Genomic DNA, 17522 nt, shown 5'->3' with positions numbered 1-17522 from the left:
CCTCCGCCGGCCCGGCAGGTTGTCGGTGTGTCCGGTTAGCCTCTCTGGAGTGTCCTCACGTATCACCGACCCCGAGCAGCTCAAGGAGCTCCTCGGGATCCCGTTCACCCCGGAGCAGACGGCCTGCATCACCGCGCCGCCCGCCCCGCAGGTGATCGTGGCCGGAGCCGGGTCCGGGAAGACCACGGTGATGGCGGCGCGCGTGGTGTGGCTGGTGGGCACCGGCCAGGTCGCCCCCGAGCAGGTCCTCGGGCTCACCTTCACCAACAAGGCGGCCGGTGAGCTCGCCGAGCGCGTCCGCAAGGCCCTGATCGCGGCCGGGGTCACCGATCCGGACGCCATCGACCCGGACAACCCCCCGGGCGAGCCCAGCATCTCCACGTACCACGCGTTCGCCGGCCGGCTCCTCACCGAGCACGGGCTGCGCATCGGACTCGAACCCACCACGCGCCTCCTCGCCGACGCCACCCGCTACCAGCTCGCCGCCCGCGTGCTGCGCGAGGCCCCGGGCCCCTACCCGGCCCTGACCAGGTCGTTCCCCACCCTCGTCAGCGATCTGCTGGCCCTCGACGCCGAGCTCGCCGAACACCTCGTACGCCCCGAACAGCTCGCCGAGTACGACACCGGCCTGCTGAGCACGCTCGCATCGGCCCGGCTCAGCAACGCCGAGCTGCGCCGGATCCCCGAGACCGCCGAGGCCCGCCGCGAACTGCTCCGGCTGACCCGGCGCTACCGCGACGCCAAGAAGAGCCGCGACCTCCTCGACTTCGGCGACCAGATCGCGCTCTCCGCCGAACTGGCCCTCACCCGTCCCGAGGTCGGCACGATCCTGCGCGACGAATTCCGGGTCGTGCTGCTCGACGAGTACCAGGACACCTCCGTCGCCCAGCGCCTGCTGCTCTCCGCCCTCTTCGGCAGCGGCCCCGGGGGCACGACCGGGCACGCCGTCACCGCCGTAGGCGACCCCTGCCAGGCGATCTACGGCTGGCGCGGCGCGTCCGTCGCCAACCTCGACGACTTCCCGCTCCACTTCCCGCACGCCGACGGCACCCCCGCCACCCGCTTCTCCCTCAGCGAGAACCGCCGCAGCGGCGGCCGGCTCCTGCACCTCGCCAACGGCCTCGCCGCACCCCTGCGCGCCATGCACGAAGGCGTCGAGGCGCTGCGCCCCGCCCCCGGCGCCGAGCGCGACGGCACCGTCCGCTGTGCGCTGCTCCGTACCCACGCCGAGGAGATCGACTGGCTCGCCGACTCGATCGCCCATCTGGTGCGGACCGGCAAGGCACCCGGCGAGATCGCCGTCCTGTGCCGCACCGCGGGCGACTTCCCGGAGATCCAGGCCGCGCTGGTGGCCCGCGACATCCCGGTCGAGGTCGTCGGCCTGTCCGGGCTGCTGCACCTGCCCGAGGTCGCCGACCTCGTCGCGGTCTGCGAGGTGCTCCAGGACCCGGGCGCCAACGCCTCCCTGGTCCGGCTGCTCACCGGTCCCCGCTGGCGGATCGGCCCCCGCGACCTGGCCCTGCTCGGCCGCCGCGCCCGGCTCCTCGTCCACCGCGCGGCCCACGCCGACGACGACTTCGACCCCGACCGCCGTCTCGCCGAGGCCGTCGAGGGCATCGACCCGGCCGAAGTGATCTCGCTCGCCGACGCGCTGGACACCTTCCTCGAATCGGGCGGCGAGGAGGACGACGGACTTCCGTTCTCCACCGAGGCCCGCATCCGCTTCGCCCGCCTCGCCGCCGAGCTGCGCGACCTGCGCCGCTCGCTGGCCGACCCGCTGATGGACGTGCTGCACCGGGTCCTCGCCACCACCGGCCTGGAGGTCGAGCTCTCCGCGTCGCCGCAGGCCCTGGCCGCCCGCCGCCGCGAGACCCTCGCCAACTTCCTCGACGTCGCGGCCCGCTTCGCCGCCGTCGACGGCGAGGCCACCCTCCTCGCCTTCCTCGGCTTCCTGCGCACCGCCGTCCAGTACGAGAAGGGCCTGGACAACGCCCTGCCCGGCGGCGAGAACACCGTCAAGGTCCTCACCGCCCACAAGTCCAAGGGCCTGGAGTGGGATGTCGTCGCGGTGCCCGGCCTGGTCACCGGCCAGTTCCCCAGCGGCCAGTCCCGCGACGCCTGGACCGCCCAGTCCAAGGTCCTCCCGCACGCCCTGCGCGGGGACCGGGCGACCCTCCCCGATGTCCACTCCTGGGACGCCAAGGGGCTCAAGGCGTTCAAGGAGGAGATGAAGGAGCACCAGCACACCGAGGAGCTCCGCCTGGGATACGTCACCTTCACCAGACCCCGCACCCTGCTGCTCGGCTCCGGCCACTGGTGGGGCCCGTCCCAGAAGAAGCCGCGCGGCCCGTCCGGCTTCCTGCACGCGCTGTACGAGCACTGCGCGGCCGGGCACGGCGAGATCGAGGTCTGGGCCGACGAACCGGCCGAGGACGAGGAGAACCCGGCGCTCGACGGGACGGCCGCCGACCACGCCTGGCCGCTTCCGCTGGACGACACCGCGCTGACCCGCCGCCGGGCCGCCGCGGACACGGTGATGGCGCACCTGGCGGCCCTGGCCACGACAGGGGGCGCACCGGACGCGTACGAGGCGCTGCCCGACGCCCGGGAGCCGTACGCCGACTCCTACGACGACCGAAACGCCGACGCCCCGTTTCCCGCCGACGAGGCGTACCCCGACGAGGCTCCGTTCCCGGAGGACGACCCGTTCCCGTACGCCGACGACGAGGCCGACGACTGGGACGCGCTGTCGACGGAGCCCCCTCCCGCCCGCACCTCCGCACCCCCCGCCCCCACGCCGCACGTCCCCGCGGCCCGCACCCCCGAGCCCGCCGGGGCGCACCGGCTCACCCCCGAGGAAGCCCGCACCCTCGCCTCCTGGGACCGCGACCTCGACGCCCTCACCGGCGAACTGCGCCGCGCCCGCGCCACCGTGCGCGACGTCCTCGTACCCGCGTCGCTCTCCGCCACCCAGCTGCTGCGCCTCGCCGACGACCCCGACGGCTTCGCCCAGGAACTGGCCCGGCCCATGCCACGGCCGCCGCAGCCGGCGGCCCGCCGGGGCACCCGCTTCCACGCCTGGGTGGAGTCCCGTTTCGAGGAGCTGCCGCTGCCGATGCTCGGGCCCGACGAGCTGCCCGGCGGTGACGAGAACGACGCCGAGATCGCCGACGAGCGCGAGCTCGCCGCGCTCAAGGAGGCCTTTGAGCGCACCCCGTACGCCCGCCGCACCCCGTACCGCGTCGAGACGCCGTTCCAGATCACCCTGGCCGGCCGGGTGATCCGGGGCCGCATCGACGCGGTGTACCGCACCGGGGACACGTACGAGATCGTCGACTGGAAGACCACCCGCACCAACACCGCCGACCCCCTCCAGCTCGCGGTCTACCGTCTGGCCTGGGCGGAGCTGCACGATCTGCCGCTCACCGACGTCACCGCCACGTTCCTGTACGTGCGCAGCGGCGAGACCGTCCACCCCGCCCGCCTCCCGGGCCGGGCGGAACTGGAACGGATCCTGCTGGACGAGCCGCCGCCCACGGCGTAGGGCCTTGTCCGGCGGATCACGGCCGCCCCCGGCCACCGCGGGCGGGCGGACCCCATGGGGCGAGGCACTAGGCTCAAGGCCATGAGCGACACCCCGGACAGCGCCGTCCGTACGTACACCGAGCAGCACCGCACAGCCTTCCTGGACGACCTTGCCGCCTGGCTGCGCATCCCGTCCGTATCCGCCCAGCCGGAGCACGACGGGGACGTACGGCGCAGCGCCGAGTGGCTGTCCGCCAAGCTCGGGGAGACCGGCTTCCCGGTCACCGAGATCTGGGAGACGCCCGGCGCCCCCGCGGTCTTCGCCCACTGGCCGTCCGACGACCCGGACGCCCCGACCGTCCTCGTCTACGGACACCACGACGTGCAGCCCGCCGCCCGCGAGGACGGCTGGGACACCGACCCGTTCGAGCCGGTGATCCGCGACGGCCGGATGTACGGGCGGGGCGCCGCCGACGACAAGGGGCAGGTGTTCTTCCACACACTCGGCGTCCGCGCCCACCTCGCCACCACCGGCCGCACCGCCCCCGCCGTCAACCTCAAGCTCCTGATCGAGGGTGAGGAGGAGTCCGGCTCGCCGAACTTCCGCGCCCTGGTCGAGGAGCGGGCCGGCCGGCTCGCCGCCGACGCCGTGATCGTCTCCGACACCGGCATGTGGGACGAGTCGACCCCCACGGTCTGCACCGGCATGCGCGGCCTGGCCGAGTGCGAGATCGAGCTGTACGGCCCCGAGCAGGACATCCACTCCGGATCGTTCGGCGGCGCGGTCCCCAACCCGGCGACCGCCGTCGCCCGGCTCGTCGCCGCGCTGCACGACGCGGACGGCCGGGTCGCGATCCCCGGCTTCTACGACGGTGTGGCCGAACTCACCGACACCGAACGCGCGCTCTTCGCCGAGCTGCCCTTCGACGAGGCCACCTGGCTGCGCACCGCCAAGTCCCGCGCGGCATCGGGCGAGACCGGCTACTCCACCCTGGAACGCATCTGGGCCCGCCCCACCGCCGAGGTCAACGGCATCGGCGGCGGCTACCAGGGCGCCGGCAGCAAGACGATCATCCCGGGCTCCGCCCTGGTGAAGATCAGCTTCCGGCTGGTCGCGGGCCAGGACCCGGACCGGATCCAGCAGGTGGTCCGGGCCTGGGCCGAGGAGCAGGTCCCGGCCGGTGTGGGGCACCGGATCACCTTCGCCCCGGCCACCCGCCCCTGTCTGACCCCGCTGGACCACCCCGCCCTGCAGGCCGTGGCCCGCGCCATGGGACGGGCCTTCGGCCAGAAGATCCTCTTCACCCGCGAAGGGGGCTCGGGACCCGCCGCCGACCTCCAGGACGTGCTCGGCGCACCCGTCCTCTTCCTGGGCATCTCCGTACCGTCCGACGGCTGGCACGCCCCCAACGAGAAGGTCGAGCTCGACCTTCTGCTCAAGGGCGTGGAGACGACCGCCCACCTCTGGGGCGAACTGGCCGCCGCACTCCGCTGAATCCTCTGAACACCCGATCCATCCCGGGGGAGTAGGAAGCACCTGTGAGCACCTTCGACAACGCCACCGCAGACCGGCCCATCGGTCTCACCGCGCCCAGCGGCATCGACCGCGCCGCGCACCACCGCCTCGACGAGGCCTGGCTGTCCGCCGCGTGGAGCCACCCGACCACCCGCGTGTTCGTCGTCTCCGGCGGCCAGGTGCTGATCGACGACACCGCCGACGGCGGTACGGAGATCGTCATGACCCCGGCCTTCGAGGCCCCGGTCACCGAGACCCACCGCTACTTCCTCGGCACCGACGAGGACGGCGTCAGCTACTTCGCGCTCCAGAAGGACTCACTGCCCGGCCGCATGGACCAGCCGGCCCGTCCGGCCGGCCTGCGCGAGGCCGGTCTGCTGCTCGGCCCGCGCGACGCGGGCCTGATGGTGCACGCGGTGGCCCTGGAGAACTGGCAGCGACTGCACCGCTTCTGCTCCCGCTGCGGCGAGCGCACGGTCATCGCGGCGGCCGGCCACATCCGCCGCTGCCCGGCCTGCGGCGCCGAGCACTACCCGCGTACCGACCCCGCGGTGATCATGCTCGTGACGGACGACCAGGACCGCGCACTGCTGGGCCGCCAGGTCCACTGGCCCGAGGGCCGCTTCTCCACGCTCGCGGGCTTCGTCGAGCCGGGGGAGTCGATCGAGCAGTCCGTGGCGCGCGAGGTCTTCGAGGAGGCGGGGGTCACGGTCGGCGAGGTCGAGTACATCGCCAGCCAGCCCTGGCCGTTCCCGTCGAGCCTGATGCTCGGTTTCATGGCACGGGCCACCTCGTCCGAGATCAATGTGGACGGCGAGGAGATCGAGGAGGCCCGCTGGTTCTCCCGCGAGGACCTGAAGGCTGCCTTCGAATCGGGCGAGATCCTGCCCCCGTTCGGCATCTCGATCGCGGCGCGCCTGATCGAGCTCTGGTACGGCAAGCCGCTCCCGAAGCCGGGCAGCGTCGGCTGACGCCGGACCTGTACGCGGACGCCCCCTCCGGTGCCGGACCGGAGGGGGCGTCCACGTACCGCGGCAGCGCCGGGATCAGGCGGCGAGCGCCTGCTTCACCTGCGCCAGCGACGGGTTCGTCATGACGGCCTCGACACCCGTGGAGCCGACCACCAGGACGGTGGGAACGGTCTGGTTGCCCCCGTTGGCCTTCTCGACGAAGGCCGCGGACTGCGGGTCCTGCTCGATGTTGATCTCGTTGTACGCGATGCCCTCGCGGTCCATCTGGCCCTTCAGCCGACGGCAGTAACCGCACCAGGTGGTGCTGTACATCGTCACAGTGCCCGCCATGTCTTCGCGCTCCTTGGTCTCGTCAGTCTTCTCAGACTCGTCTGTCGCATCCGTCTCATCCGTCACGCGGAGAAGCTGGACCCGTGCGTCACCGCACGGAAAGGGAACGTACGCGAGGCAACCACCATTCCCGTCGGCCGCCCCGCTTCGGGCCGCGGCCCTGTGCCGGCCGGGCCGCCCAGCACCAGCGGGCCGCCGCCCCCGCATTAGTACGACAGATGCGGCCCCCCTGTGGACAACTTCCGCGTCCGCCTCCTCCGACCTGGCAGCATGGCGGGGTGACAGCAGCAACGCATTCCTCCCTTTTCCCGCAGGTCCCCGAGTCGGCCGACGCCGTGCTCGACGGCCTGGACCCCGAGCAGCGCGAGGTCGCCACGGCCCTGCACGGCCCGGTGTGTGTGCTGGCCGGAGCCGGTACGGGCAAGACGCGTGCGATCACCCATCGCATCGCCTACGGGGTGCGCGCCGGGATACTCCAGCCGACGAGTGTGCTTGCCGTCACGTTCACCAACCGGGCCGCCGGTGAGATGCGCGGGCGGCTGCGCCAGCTCGGCGCGGAAGGCGTCCAGGCACGGACGTTCCACTCCGCCGCCCTGCGCCAGCTCCAGTACTTCTGGCCGAAAGCGGTCGGTGGCGACCTGCCCCGGCTGCTGGAGCGCAAGGTCCAGCTGGTCGCCGAGGCCGCGGCCCGCTGCCGCATCCGGCTCGACCGCAACGAGCTGCGGGACGTCACCAGCGAGATCGAGTGGTCCAAGGTCACCCAGACCGTGCCCGCCGACTACCCGGCCGTGGTCGCGAAGACCCAGCGCGACGCCCCGCGCGATCCGGCCGAGATCTCCCAGATCTACGCGACGTACGAGGAGCTGAAGCGCGACCGCTCGGTGATCGACTTCGAGGACGTGCTGCTCCTCACCGTCGCCATCCTCCAGGACCGCCACGACATCGCCGACCATGTCCGCCGCCAGTACCAGCACTTCGTCGTCGACGAGTACCAGGACGTCAGCCCGCTCCAGCAACGGCTGCTCGACCTCTGGCTCGGTGACCGGGACACCCTGTGCGTCGTCGGCGACGCCAGTCAGACGATCTACTCCTTCACCGGAGCCACCCCCGACCACCTGCTGAATTTCCGCACCCGCCATCCCAACGCGACGGTGGTCAAGCTGGTCCGGGACTACCGCTCCACCCCCCAGGTCGTCCATCTGGCCAACGGACTGCTCGGCCAGGCCCGCGGCCGCGCCGCGGAGCACCGGCTCGAACTGGTCTCGCAGCGCGGGCCCGGCCCCGAACCCGCCTACACGGAGTACGCCGACGAGCCCTCGGAGGCCGAGGGCACCGCCCGCCGGATCCGCGATCTGATCGCCGCGGGGGTCCCGGCCGGCGAGATCGCCGTGCTCTACCGGATCAACTCCCAGTCCGAGGTCTACGAACAGGCCCTGGCGGACGCGGGCGTGCCGTACCAGCTGCGCGGCGCGGAGCGCTTCTTCGAACGGGCGGAGGTGCGGGAGGCGGGAGTCGCCCTGCGCGGCGCCGCCCGTGCCGGGGGCAACGACTCCCTGCTCGACGACGCGGAGGGACTGCCCGCGGAAGTGCGCGCGGTGCTCTCCACCAAGGGATGGACCTCGGAGCCCCCCGCGGGCTCGGGGGCGGTGCGCGACCGCTGGGAATCCCTGGCCGCCCTGGTCCGGCTCGCCGAGGACTTCGAGCGGGCCAGGCCGGGCGCGACGCTCTCCGACCTGGTGGCGGAGCTCGACGAGCGGGCCGCCGCCCAGCACGCCCCCACGGTCCAGGGGGTCACCCTCGCCTCACTGCACTCGGCGAAGGGCCTGGAGTGGGACGCCGTGTTCCTGGTCGGCCTGACCGAGGGCATGATGCCGATCACCTACGCCAAGACCGACGAGCAGGTCGAGGAGGAGCGCCGGCTGCTGTACGTCGGCGTCACCCGGGCCCGCCTCCACCTCTCGCTGTCGTGGTCGCTCTCCCGCTCACCAGGCGGCCGTGCCGTACGGCGCCCGAGCCGCTTCCTCAACGGACTGCGTCCCGGGTCGGTGCCCCTCGGCACGCGCGGCGCGGCCGGTGGCGGCGGGATCGAACGGGGCCCGGGACCGGTCGCCAAGCGCGGCCGTCGCGGCCCGGCCCGGTGCCGGGTCTGCGGCAAGACCCTCACCGACGCCGGCGAGATGAAGCTGATGCGCTGCGAGGACTGCCCCTCCGACATGGACGAGGCACTGTACGAGCGGCTGCGCGACTGGCGGGCGGTCAGGGCGAAGGAGATCGGTCAGCCCGCGTTCTGCGTGTTCACGGACAAGACACTGATGGCCATCGCCGAGGCCGTACCGGGCAGCGAGGGCGAACTGGCGGTGATCTCCGGGGTCGGCGCGCGGAAGCTGGGCCGGTTCGGCACTGCTGTCCTGGCCATTTGCGCAGGTGAGACGGTGGAGGAAGCGCTAGGGGAGGCCGCTGACGAGGTGTGAGAAAAACTCGTCGAAAAAATAGTTTGCGCCCGCCCCAGTCATCACCATAGGTTCTTAACCACGGGAACAGCGACTTCTCTGAAGCCCTGATCCTGTGCTGTACTTATCCGAATACGTAGGACCGGCCTGCCGGTCCGCCCGAGACGCCGAGAGGAGGCGATTGAAGTGATCAGCATCATCGAGACCAACAAAATGACCGATCTTTCGGTCGTCTCCGCCTGCTCGCTCGGCCTTGCGTGCTCTTCCGAGTCCTCGCTCCGTGGCACCGGTCTGTCCGGCGTTTCCGTCGCCAGCCCGCTGTCTCCGGCGAGCTTCCCCGTGCGGGAGCGCAATGAGCGACCGGCTCAGGCACCGGCAGCAGCAGTAGCGAAGGGACAGGCCCAGGCCTATGCCTTTGCGGCCGTCGGTGCGGGAGCGGAATCCGGCGCCAAGAAGCAGACGATGCAGCACCACACGATGTGGGCCTTCCGTGGGCCTGAACCCTGGAGTGATCCAGCCTGATCCACCATCAGGCCGGCGCCTTCAGGGCCGCGGAACCCCACTCGGGATCCGCGGCCCTTTTGTTTTGTCCAAACGGACGAGACAGCACGAAGGAGCCTCGGGACAAGCAACACCCGGTACCAGCCGCCACCCGGCCAACAGGCCGGAACGACCAGACGAGGACACCACCCACCGTGCAACTCGAAGCGCACGCCCCGTCCGTACCGCTTTCCGACACGATCCCGCCGCCCGGCCTCACGGAGGACTCCACCTTGATCCCCCTCACTGCGCTCACCGCGCTCGACGACGCCATCGAGAACCTCGGCGTGCCCGTCCCGTGCCGCTCCTACGACCCGGAGGTCTTCTTCGCGGAGTCGCCGGCCGACGTCGAGTACGCCAAGTCCCTCTGCCGCACCTGCCCGCTCGTCGAGGCCTGCCTCGCCGGCGCCAAGGAGCGTCGCGAGCCGTGGGGCGTCTGGGGCGGTGAGCTCTTCATCCAGGGCGTCGTCGTCGCTCGCAAGCGGCCGCGTGGCCGTCCGCGCAAGAACCCGGTCGCGGCGTGACCGCCGGACTGGGGGTCACGGCCCCCAAACCCATGAAGCGCATCGGAACCATCGACCGTCCCCACACCCACGATCCCCGAAATCAGGCAGAAATGTCCGTCCCCATCAATGAGCCCGTCGGCTCCGCAACACCGAACGTCACGATCATCGGCGCGAACGACTCGCGTCAGAACAGGACCCGCGAGATGCAACTCATCCCAGAAGCCTTGGCTCGTGCTCATATGCACGACCGCCTGAGGGAGGCCGACACGCAGCGGCAGGCCGTGCGCCTGGTCAACGCGCGCCGGATGCAGCGCCGGGCCGAGCGCGCCTCGATGCGCGCCCGCCGAGCGCTGGCCATGGCGGTCATGCACTAGTCAGGCCGAACACCAGCAGCACCCGCTGCCGGGCAGCCGCTCTGCCCGGCAGCAAATCAGTACCCATAGTCAGTACCCCTTCCGCGGGGCCGGTCCGAACGGGCCGGCCCCGCGGTCGTGCTGTGCGGCAGTACTGCGTGGCGGTGCTGTGTGGTGCCGCGCGGCACGGCGGCGACGGCGTTATCGTCACGAGGTGGACGAGGAGACACAGCACCGGATTCAGCAGCCCGCGCAGAAGGACGCCGCAGTCGTCGCCTGTGCCCTGTGCGGTACCTCCGCCGACAGCGAGGCCGCACCGCCGACCTGGATCTGCTCCGTGGAGAACGGCGGGCGCCAGTACTTCTGCGAAGAGTGCGCCCGCACCCACATCAGGGCGATCGAAAGCCGCCTCGACTCCACCTGGTGGTGACCCTGGTGGTGGCCCTTGCGGTGTACTGCCCGATGGAAGCGCAGTCGGCCGTGGCGCCCTGGCCTACGCCCCGAAGGGCACGTCGCCCGCCAACTCCTGCACCGCCGACTCCTGCACCGGCAGCTCCTGCACCGCCGACTCCTGCTCGTCCTCCGGCAGAAAGCCCGGCAACCAGGATTCGAGCTCGTCGCGCAGCCGCACCGTCGCACCCAGCTGGCACAGCACCCCGATCGTGCTCAGCGTCACCCGGTGTATCAGCAGATAGGCGGGCGGCAGGTTCAGCTGCTTGCCGAGCTGGTGAGCGGGGGAGCGGGGGTCGGCGATCCGGGCCGCCTGATTGCGCATCCAGCTCCGGGTGAATGTGAACTCCTCCACCTGCGCCGGCTCGATGATCGGGAGGAGGTAGCCGAGCACCGCATCCGGGTCGAGGTCGATCGAGTCCTTGACGAACCCCTCCTCACGCAACAGCTCGTACACCGCATCCGCCTCGCCCGCCAGCGTCAGCCGCAGGGAGTCCCCGATGGTCTGCGGCAGACCGCCCGGCAGCCGGTCCACCGTCCCGAAATCCAGCACTCCGAGCCGCCACTGCCCGTCGTCACCGGCCTCCTCGTCCGGGGGCAGCAGCCGGAAGTTGCCCGGATGCGGGTCCGCGTGCAGCAGACCGGTGCGCGCCGGCCCCGAGAAGAGGAAGCGCGCCAGCAGCTGACCGGCCCGGTCCCGCTGATCCGGCGTGCCCTCCGCGATCACGTCGGCGAGCGGGACACCGTCCATCCACTCCGTCACCAGCACCTGGTCGGACTGGTGCACCACACCGGGGATCACCACATCCGGGTCGCCCGCGAACTCCTCGGCGTGATCCCGCTGCGACCGCGCCTCCTGCTCGTAGTCCAGCTCCTCCGAGACCCGGTCGCGCAGCTCCGTGATGAGCGGCTTGATGTCCATTCCGGGGATCAACGGGCCGAGCAGTCGGGCGAATCTGCTGAGCTGGGTCAGATCCGAGAGCAGCGCCTCCCCGGCGCCCGGATACTGCACCTTCACCGCGACGTTCCGTCCGTCGTGCCACACGGCCCGGTGCACCTGACCGATCGAGGCGGCGGCCGACGGTCTGTCCTCGAATTCGAGGAACAACTGCCGCCAGTCCTCGCCGAGCCGCTCCTCCAGCACCGCGTGGACGGTACCGCTGGGCATGGGCGGTGCGGCTTCCTGCAGTTTGGTGAGCGCCGCCCGGTACGGTCCGGCGACCTCCTCGGGCAGCGCCGACTCGAAGACGGACAGGGCCTGCCCGAGCTTCATCGCCCCGCCCTTCAACTCGCCCAGGACCTTGAACAGCTGGTCCGCGGTGCGCTGCTGCACCTCACGGGCGACCAACTCCGCCGGTCTCCCGCCGATCCGCTTGCCCAGACCCCACGTCGCCCGGCCGGCGAAGCCCAGAGGCAGGGCGGCCAACTTGGCGGTACGGGTGACCGCTTTCCGGGGAAGATCAGACATGAGCCCCTCCAAATCCCAGACTGCCGTACCGCGTGCGGCGGTTACCCGGCCATTGTGTCCTGCCTCGCGTCGGTCCCGGAGGAGCGCTCCCTCCCAGTGTGCCCAGCCGCTCCGCAGGAACAGTCGAGGTGCGGTCCCATCCGCTCGGGGCGCCAGTCCAACAGCGGCAGCGCGGCCTCCCAACGGGTTCCCGTACTCGCGGGCAGTTCCCCGTCCAGAAAGGACAGCGCGTGAGCGGCCGCCAGCCCCGCCACCGCCGTCGCCAGTCCGAGGTCACAGGCCTGTACGGCAGCGCGCCGCCCGGACCGCCACTGGGACAGCATCCTGGTCCAGTCCTCGTCCCGCCCCGCGCGCTCCAGCGCCAGACATCCGGCGCAGGCCGTTCCCCCGGGCAGGACCAGGGGACCGACGACTCCCGTCGCCTCCATCACTCCGGCGTAGAGATGAGGAGTCCCCGACGCGATCCACGCTTCGGCCGACCGCGGGTCGGGAGCGTACGCCGCGAGGCCGTCGCGAGGGGCCGCCACGATCAGCGACAGCCCCGGCTCGCCCCCGGCCGGAGAACCCGCTGTCTCCGCCGCCCGGGGAGCCGAACCCGCGGCGGATCTGCGCACCAACTGCCGGGCGGCGGTGTCCCTGCGCTCCCCGACGGCCGTCGGCGGAAGCCCGCCGGGCGAGACGTCCCACGGCTCGGTGTGCCCGCCGTCCAGCACCTCCACCCGGCCCACGCCGGACCCGGACAGTACTGCCGCGATCGCGGCGCCGACCCGTCCGGCGCCCCGTACCTGGACCCGCATCGCCCGACGGGCCGCCAGCCGTCGCATCCCGCCGCCCGGTTCGGGATGGACGACGGAGAGCGACGCCAGATCGGGGCGGTGCCGATCCAGGGCGCCGGGCCGGCTCCGTAACACGTCGGCCTCCGGGCCGGCGGCCCGCACGTCGTCGATCAGCCCCGCGTTCGCCAATCGTGCGACCAAGGTGTCCACTTGATGGTCCGACAGGTCCAGCGTGCGGGCCTCCTCGCGCAGCAGCGGCAGGCCGCGTGTTCCGTCGAGCAGTTCCAGAAAACTGCCCGTGGCGATATCCAGCGGGCCGAACTTCACCGCATGGGCGTGAGTCACGCCGAATTGCACGGTGCCTCGGCTGCGCCATGCGCGGCGCAGTGCGGGCTTCAACATCGGATGCACGGCTACCCCCGGTCTGTGTTCCTTGATCTCTGTGCGTGGGCCGCGGCCCCGGATCTCGCGGGATCCGTTGTCAGAATGCAGGCCGGCGCCGAAGTGTGCGGAAAGTTGTCCACAGGCATGGGGTATTAGTCGTTCAAATGGTGCATGCCGTGGAGTGGATCGAGCGTGAACCGTCCCGGAGACGGGACTTCCCCCACTGACACCGGGTAACGTCGTGGCGTGCCCGCCGACCCGTCCCCCGGATTCGCCGGGGAGACCCCCACGCGCCGCGCCGGAACCCAGCAGCGCAGCGCGGCGGACCGTCCGCCCCGCGCCTCGGCAACGAGCGCGGTCGAGGTCCGCAGGAGCAATCGCCGCAGCAGAACGGTCTCCGCGTACCGGGAGGGCGACCGCACCATCGTGCTCATCCCGGCCCGGATGTCGGAGGCCGAGGAGCGGCGCTGGGTGAGTGTGATGCTCGACAAGCTCGCGGCCCAGGAGAGCAAACGCGTCTTCGGCGACAGCGAACTCGCCGAGCGGGCCGAGCGGTTGTCCGCCCAGTACTTCGAGGGCCGGGCCCGGCCGGCGTCGGTGCGGTGGGTGACCAACCAGAACACCCGATGGGGGTCGTGCACCCCGGCGGAGGGCAGCATCCGCCTGTCGCACCGGCTCCAGGGCATGCCCGAGTACGTCGTCGACTACGTACTGGTCCATGAGCTGGCCCACCTGCTCGTCCCCGGCCACGGCCCGCGCTTCTGGCGGCTGCTGGAGGCATATCCCCGGACCGAGCGGGCACGCGGATATCTGGAAGGTGTGGTGGCGGCCGACCGGCTGCCTCATCTGCCCGCCGCACGCGGTGAGTGACATCCACCGATTCTGTACCGGGTGTGTACCGACTTAGCTCGATGTCGGCGTTTGCGGTTAGCCTGGCGCGACGCATTCACATTCGGGATGGGGGACGGTCGTTACGCATGGCCAGGGAATTCCAGCGCGGCCACAAGGCCAAGATCAGCGATCTCACGCCGGGGACGGATCTGTACGTAGGTGTGCAGATCGCCGGTCCGGGACTGACCTTTGACATCAGCTGCTTCGGCCTCGATGCCAACGAGCAGCTCTCCGACGACCGGTATTTCATCTTCTTCAATCAGCCTAAATCGCCCGAGGAGTCCATTCAGCTTCTCGGCACCCAGGCCGGTGACACCGAGTCGTTCCGCGTCACCCTGGACCGCATTCCGGCCAACATCCACAAGCTGTCGTTCACCGCGACGGTCGACGGGGCCGGGCAGATGTCCCAGATCGGCCCCGGATACATCCGGATCGTCGCAGGTGGCGAGGAAGTCGTCAGGTACGCCTTCAACGGTTCGGAGTTCACCACCGAGCGTGCGGTGATGCTGGGCGACTTCTACCTGAAGGACGTCTGGCGGTTCGCCGCGGTCGGCCAGGGCTTCGACGGCGGCCTGGAAGCGCTGCTGAAGAACTTCGGTGGCGAGGTCGCCGAGGAGGCGCCCGCGGCACCTCAACCGCAGGCGGCGGCTCCGTCGTTCGCCCCGCCCGCCCAGGCGGCCGCACCGGCGCCCGCCCCGTCCTTCGGGGCCCCGGCCGCACCGCAGGCGCCCCAGGCCCCGCAGCCGGCCCCGTCCTTCGGAGCTCCGGCCGCCCAGGCCCCGGCCCCCACACCGCAGCAGCAGATGCATACCGCGCCGACGATGGCGGCGCCGCTGGCACCGCACGGCGGTACGGTGCCGCCGCCCGCCCCCGCTCCGGCCCCGTACGGGCAGCCGGGCCAGCCGCCCCAGCCGCCCCAGCAGCCGCAGTTCGGGCAGGTCCCCGGCCAGGCACCCCCCTACGGCCAGGCACCGCCCGCCGCCCCGTACGGCCAGCAGCCCCCCGCCCCGTACGGTCAGCAGGCCCCGGCCCCGTACGGTCAGCAGCCTCCCGGCATGCAGCCGCCCGGCGTGCCCCAGGGTGTACCGCAGGCCGGTGCCGGTCTTCAGGCGGCACTCCAGCCGTACAAGGAGACGGCCACCGGTCAGCGCTGGACCCCGCAGAACCAGCAGCTCATGCGGGTCGACCTCACCATGGGCGGTATGCCCGTGCTCGCCCGCCAGGGCAGCATGGTGATGTACCAGGGCAAGGTCGACTTCAGCTACAAGGGCGCCGGTTTCGCCGGTCGCATCGTCGGCAACGCCACCGGCCAGGAGATGCAGCTGATGCGCTGCACCGGCCGCGGCCAGGTCTTCCTCGCCGAGGACGGCTCGCATCTGCACGCCATCGAGCTGCAGGGCGACGGCATCTGTGTCTCGGCGGAGAACGTCCTCGCCTTCGACGAGTCGCTGCAGCACGAGGTCCGCAGGATCGAGGGCCACGGCATCCCCGGCGGCGCCCTGTTCACCATGCAGTTCCAGGGCACCGGCACAGTCATCGTCAAGACCCACGGCGTCCCCGTCGTCCTGCCCGTCACGCCGACCACCTTCGCCGACTGCAACGCCGTCGTGGCCTGGTCGTCCGCGTCCCAGGTGATCATCTCCAGCCAGGTCAGGCTGCGCCGCAACGCGTATCCGGGACACAGCGGGGAGACCGTGAACCTCCAGTTCCGGGGAGCCCCCGGCAACTTCATCGTCGTCCAGCCCTACGAGGTCTGAGGGAGCCCGTCATGAATCAGCAACTCGCGGGCTACGCCCCGACCCCCGTCACGGCTCGTATGGAGAACCACGGCCGCACGATGCTCAAGGTCGCCATGGCCACCGGCCAGGACCTCTACGCACGTACCGGCTCGATGGTCGCGTACGAGGGCTTCATCCAGTACGAACCCAACCCGCCCGCCGTCCGGCAGATCGCTTCCCAGTGGATCACCGGCGAGGGCGCGCCGATCATGAAGTGCTCCGGCGACGGACTGCTCTACCTCGCCGACTACGGCGCCGATGTGGTCGTCATCAACCTCAACAACGACTCCCTCTCGGTCAACGGCACCAATGTCCTCGCCTTCGACGGTCATCTCACCTGGGGCGTGGAGCGGGTCAAGGGCCTCGCCAAGTTCGCGGGCCAGGGCCTGTGGAACGTCTGCATCTCGGGCACCGGGTGGGTCGCCATCACCTCGCGCGGCACCCCCATCGTCGTCGACTGCGGACGTGGCGAGGACGAGACGTACGTCGACCCGGACGCCCTCGTGGCCTGGTCCCCGAACCTCAAGGTGAAGGGCAAGCGCAGCTTCAAGGCGTCCTCGCTCATCGGGCGGGGCAGCGGCGAGGCGTACCAGATGGCTTTCTCCGGCCAGGGCATCGTCGTCGTGCAGCCGAGCGAGGACAGTACCGACCGCCTGCAGGTCCGGAACTGACGGGGGAGGAGAACACACCATGCAGAGTCCGCTTTTCAGCTACACGGAACAACAGTCCCAGGACCGGTACACCGTCCAGAACCCGCAGCTCCTGCGGGTCTCGCTGACCGGCAGTGACGACGTCCTCGCCCGCAAGGGCGCCATGGTCGCGTACCAGGGTCTGATGGAGTTCGACGGCGAGTACCAGTCGCACGGGCAGCGCCGCGCCCGCGCGAACACCGGCGAGGGCCTCGACCTGATGCGCTGCTCAGGGCAGGGCACGGTCTACCTCGCCAACCTCGCGCAGCACATCCACGTCGTGGACGTCGACCGTGACGGCATCACGGTCGACAGCGCCTACGTCCTCGCGCTGGACTCCTCGCTGCACACCGAGGTCATCGCGGTGGACAGCCAGTACGGCATCTCGGGCACCGGGAAGTACCAGCTCAACATCTCCGGCACCGGCAAGGTGGCCCTGATGACCTCGGGCCAGCCGCTGATGATGCAGGTCACGCCGGACAAGTACGTCAACGCCGACGCCGACGCGATCGTCGCCTGGTCCAGCTCGCTGCGGGTGCAGATGCAGGCCCAGACGCATTCCTCGGGCGTCTGGCGGCGGAGCGGAAACACCGGCGAGGGCTGGGAGCTCAGCTTCCTCGGCCAGGGCTTCGCCCTCGTCCAGCCGAGCGAGGTGCTGCCCCCGCAGAACCACGAGATCGGCCAGGGCATCCGGGCCCAGTACGGGATGGGACAGCAGGGCGCCCACGGTCAGAACCAGAACAACTCCTGGAACTGAGCCACGGCGCACCGGCACGCACGGAACGGGTGGGGGCGGTCTCCGCGGAGAACGCCCCCACCCGCTTCCACAAGTTGCTTCTCCCGGCGTCGCCCCAGCGCGGAGTGGGCGTGCTCCATCAACCGTACAACCAACGTG

General features: G+C 71.3%; 15 protein-coding genes. 12 read left to right on the top strand and 3 right to left on the bottom strand.

The window, feature by feature from the left end; genetic code table 11:
* Positions 1 to 49: 49 nt before the first annotated feature.
* From ACFV8T_RS36995 to nudC, 3 genes are all read left to right on the top strand, one after another.
* Positions 50 to 3544 carry a UvrD-helicase domain-containing protein gene (locus ACFV8T_RS36995; RefSeq protein ID WP_385336118.1) on the top strand — a complete coding sequence of 1165 codons (3495 nt, stop codon included), beginning with the start codon at positions 50 to 52 and terminating at the stop codon, positions 3542 to 3544.
* An 81-nt stretch (positions 3545 to 3625) separates the two neighbouring features.
* Positions 3626 to 5020, top strand: coding sequence for a dipeptidase (locus tag ACFV8T_RS36990; RefSeq protein ID WP_385336116.1), 1395 nt, complete (start codon positions 3626 to 3628; stop codon positions 5018 to 5020).
* A gap of 44 nt (positions 5021 to 5064) precedes the next feature.
* Positions 5065 to 6012 (top strand): NAD(+) diphosphatase, encoded by a 948-nt coding sequence (gene nudC, locus ACFV8T_RS36985; protein ID WP_266729841.1) that lies wholly within the window; start codon positions 5065 to 5067, stop codon positions 6010 to 6012.
* 75 nt (positions 6013 to 6087) lie between these two features.
* On the opposite strand, the gene ACFV8T_RS36980 is transcribed toward nudC, so the two are convergent.
* Positions 6088 to 6342 carry a mycoredoxin gene (locus ACFV8T_RS36980; RefSeq protein WP_385336114.1) on the bottom strand — a complete coding sequence of 85 codons (255 nt, stop codon included), beginning with the start codon at positions 6340 to 6342 and terminating at the stop codon, positions 6088 to 6090.
* 218 nt (positions 6343 to 6560) lie between these two features.
* Between ACFV8T_RS36980 and ACFV8T_RS36975 the strand changes: the two genes are divergently transcribed.
* The 5 genes from ACFV8T_RS36975 (at position 6561) to ACFV8T_RS36955 (ending at position 10621) form a co-directional block, all read left to right on the top strand.
* Positions 6561 to 8813 (top strand): ATP-dependent DNA helicase UvrD2, encoded by a 2253-nt coding sequence (locus ACFV8T_RS36975; RefSeq protein WP_385336112.1) that lies wholly within the window; start codon positions 6561 to 6563, stop codon positions 8811 to 8813.
* A 165-nt stretch (positions 8814 to 8978) separates the two neighbouring features.
* The gene (locus tag ACFV8T_RS36970; RefSeq protein WP_385336110.1) at positions 8979 to 9314 is read left to right on the top strand and encodes a hypothetical protein; all 336 of its coding nucleotides are present in this window, start codon (positions 8979 to 8981) and stop codon (positions 9312 to 9314) included.
* 173 nt (positions 9315 to 9487) lie between these two features.
* A complete protein-coding gene (locus ACFV8T_RS36965; protein ID WP_385336108.1) occupies positions 9488 to 9856 on the top strand; it encodes a WhiB family transcriptional regulator in 369 nt (122 codons plus the stop codon).
* Positions 9857 to 9888: 32 nt separating this feature from the next.
* Positions 9889 to 10212 carry a hypothetical protein gene (locus tag ACFV8T_RS36960; RefSeq protein ID WP_266425432.1) on the top strand — a complete coding sequence of 108 codons (324 nt, stop codon included), beginning with the start codon at positions 9889 to 9891 and terminating at the stop codon, positions 10210 to 10212.
* A 193-nt stretch (positions 10213 to 10405) separates the two neighbouring features.
* The gene (locus ACFV8T_RS36955) at positions 10406 to 10621 is read left to right on the top strand and encodes a hypothetical protein (protein WP_385336106.1); all 216 of its coding nucleotides are present in this window, start codon (positions 10406 to 10408) and stop codon (positions 10619 to 10621) included.
* A gap of 63 nt (positions 10622 to 10684) precedes the next feature.
* On the opposite strand, the gene ACFV8T_RS36950 is transcribed toward ACFV8T_RS36955, so the two are convergent.
* Both ACFV8T_RS36950 and ACFV8T_RS36945 read right to left on the bottom strand, forming a co-directional pair.
* Entirely contained in the window at positions 10685 to 12109 is a 1425-nt protein-coding gene (locus ACFV8T_RS36950; RefSeq protein ID WP_385336104.1) for an ABC1 kinase family protein, read from the bottom strand.
* A 41-nt stretch (positions 12110 to 12150) separates the two neighbouring features.
* The gene (locus tag ACFV8T_RS36945) at positions 12151 to 13296 is read right to left on the bottom strand and encodes a ThiF family adenylyltransferase (protein ID WP_385336102.1); all 1146 of its coding nucleotides are present in this window, start codon (positions 13294 to 13296) and stop codon (positions 12151 to 12153) included.
* Positions 13297 to 13515: 219 nt separating this feature from the next.
* Between ACFV8T_RS36945 and ACFV8T_RS36940 the strand changes: the two genes are divergently transcribed.
* The 4 genes from ACFV8T_RS36940 to ACFV8T_RS36925 all read left to right on the top strand — a co-directional run bounded on the left by ACFV8T_RS36940 (position 13516) and on the right by ACFV8T_RS36925 (position 17384).
* On the top strand, positions 13516 to 14139 hold the full coding sequence (locus ACFV8T_RS36940) for a M48 family metallopeptidase (protein ID WP_266414588.1): 624 nt from the start codon (positions 13516 to 13518) through the stop codon (positions 14137 to 14139).
* A gap of 107 nt (positions 14140 to 14246) precedes the next feature.
* Positions 14247 to 15917 carry a TerD family protein gene (locus tag ACFV8T_RS36935; protein WP_385336100.1) on the top strand — a complete coding sequence of 557 codons (1671 nt, stop codon included), beginning with the start codon at positions 14247 to 14249 and terminating at the stop codon, positions 15915 to 15917.
* Between the two features lie 11 nt (positions 15918 to 15928).
* Positions 15929 to 16609, top strand: a complete 681-nt coding sequence (locus ACFV8T_RS36930) for an AIM24 family protein (protein WP_385336098.1) — start codon at positions 15929 to 15931, stop codon at positions 16607 to 16609.
* Positions 16610 to 16628: 19 nt separating this feature from the next.
* Positions 16629 to 17384, top strand: a complete 756-nt coding sequence (locus ACFV8T_RS36925; protein WP_385336096.1) for an AIM24 family protein — start codon at positions 16629 to 16631, stop codon at positions 17382 to 17384.
* Positions 17385 to 17522 lie beyond the last annotated feature (138 nt).

The sequence above is a fragment of the Streptomyces sp. NPDC059832 genome, assembly GCF_042731715.1.
Classification (GTDB): Bacteria; Actinomycetota; Actinomycetes; order Streptomycetales; family Streptomycetaceae; genus Streptomyces.
Note: the sequence above shows the minus strand (reverse complement) of the source record. Positions and strands in the feature narration are given on the sequence as shown.

Coding starts and splice junctions, on each gene's coding strand:
- ACFV8T_RS36990 (WP_385336116.1), top strand. CDS start 3,626: ATGAGCGACACCCCGGACAGCGCCGTCCGTACGTACACCGAGCAGCAC.
- ACFV8T_RS36980 (WP_385336114.1), bottom strand. CDS start 6,342: ATGGCGGGCACTGTGACGATGTACAGCACCACCTGGTGCGGTTACTGC.
- ACFV8T_RS36975 (WP_385336112.1), top strand. CDS start 6,561: ATGCGGCCCCCCTGTGGACAACTTCCGCGTCCGCCTCCTCCGACCTGG.
- ACFV8T_RS36960 (WP_266425432.1), top strand. CDS start 9,889: ATGAAGCGCATCGGAACCATCGACCGTCCCCACACCCACGATCCCCGA.
- ACFV8T_RS36950 (WP_385336104.1), bottom strand. CDS start 12,109: ATGTCTGATCTTCCCCGGAAAGCGGTCACCCGTACCGCCAAGTTGGCC.
- ACFV8T_RS36935 (WP_385336100.1), top strand. CDS start 14,247: ATGGCCAGGGAATTCCAGCGCGGCCACAAGGCCAAGATCAGCGATCTC.
- ACFV8T_RS36930 (WP_385336098.1), top strand. CDS start 15,929: ATGAATCAGCAACTCGCGGGCTACGCCCCGACCCCCGTCACGGCTCGT.
- ACFV8T_RS36925 (WP_385336096.1), top strand. CDS start 16,629: ATGCAGAGTCCGCTTTTCAGCTACACGGAACAACAGTCCCAGGACCGG.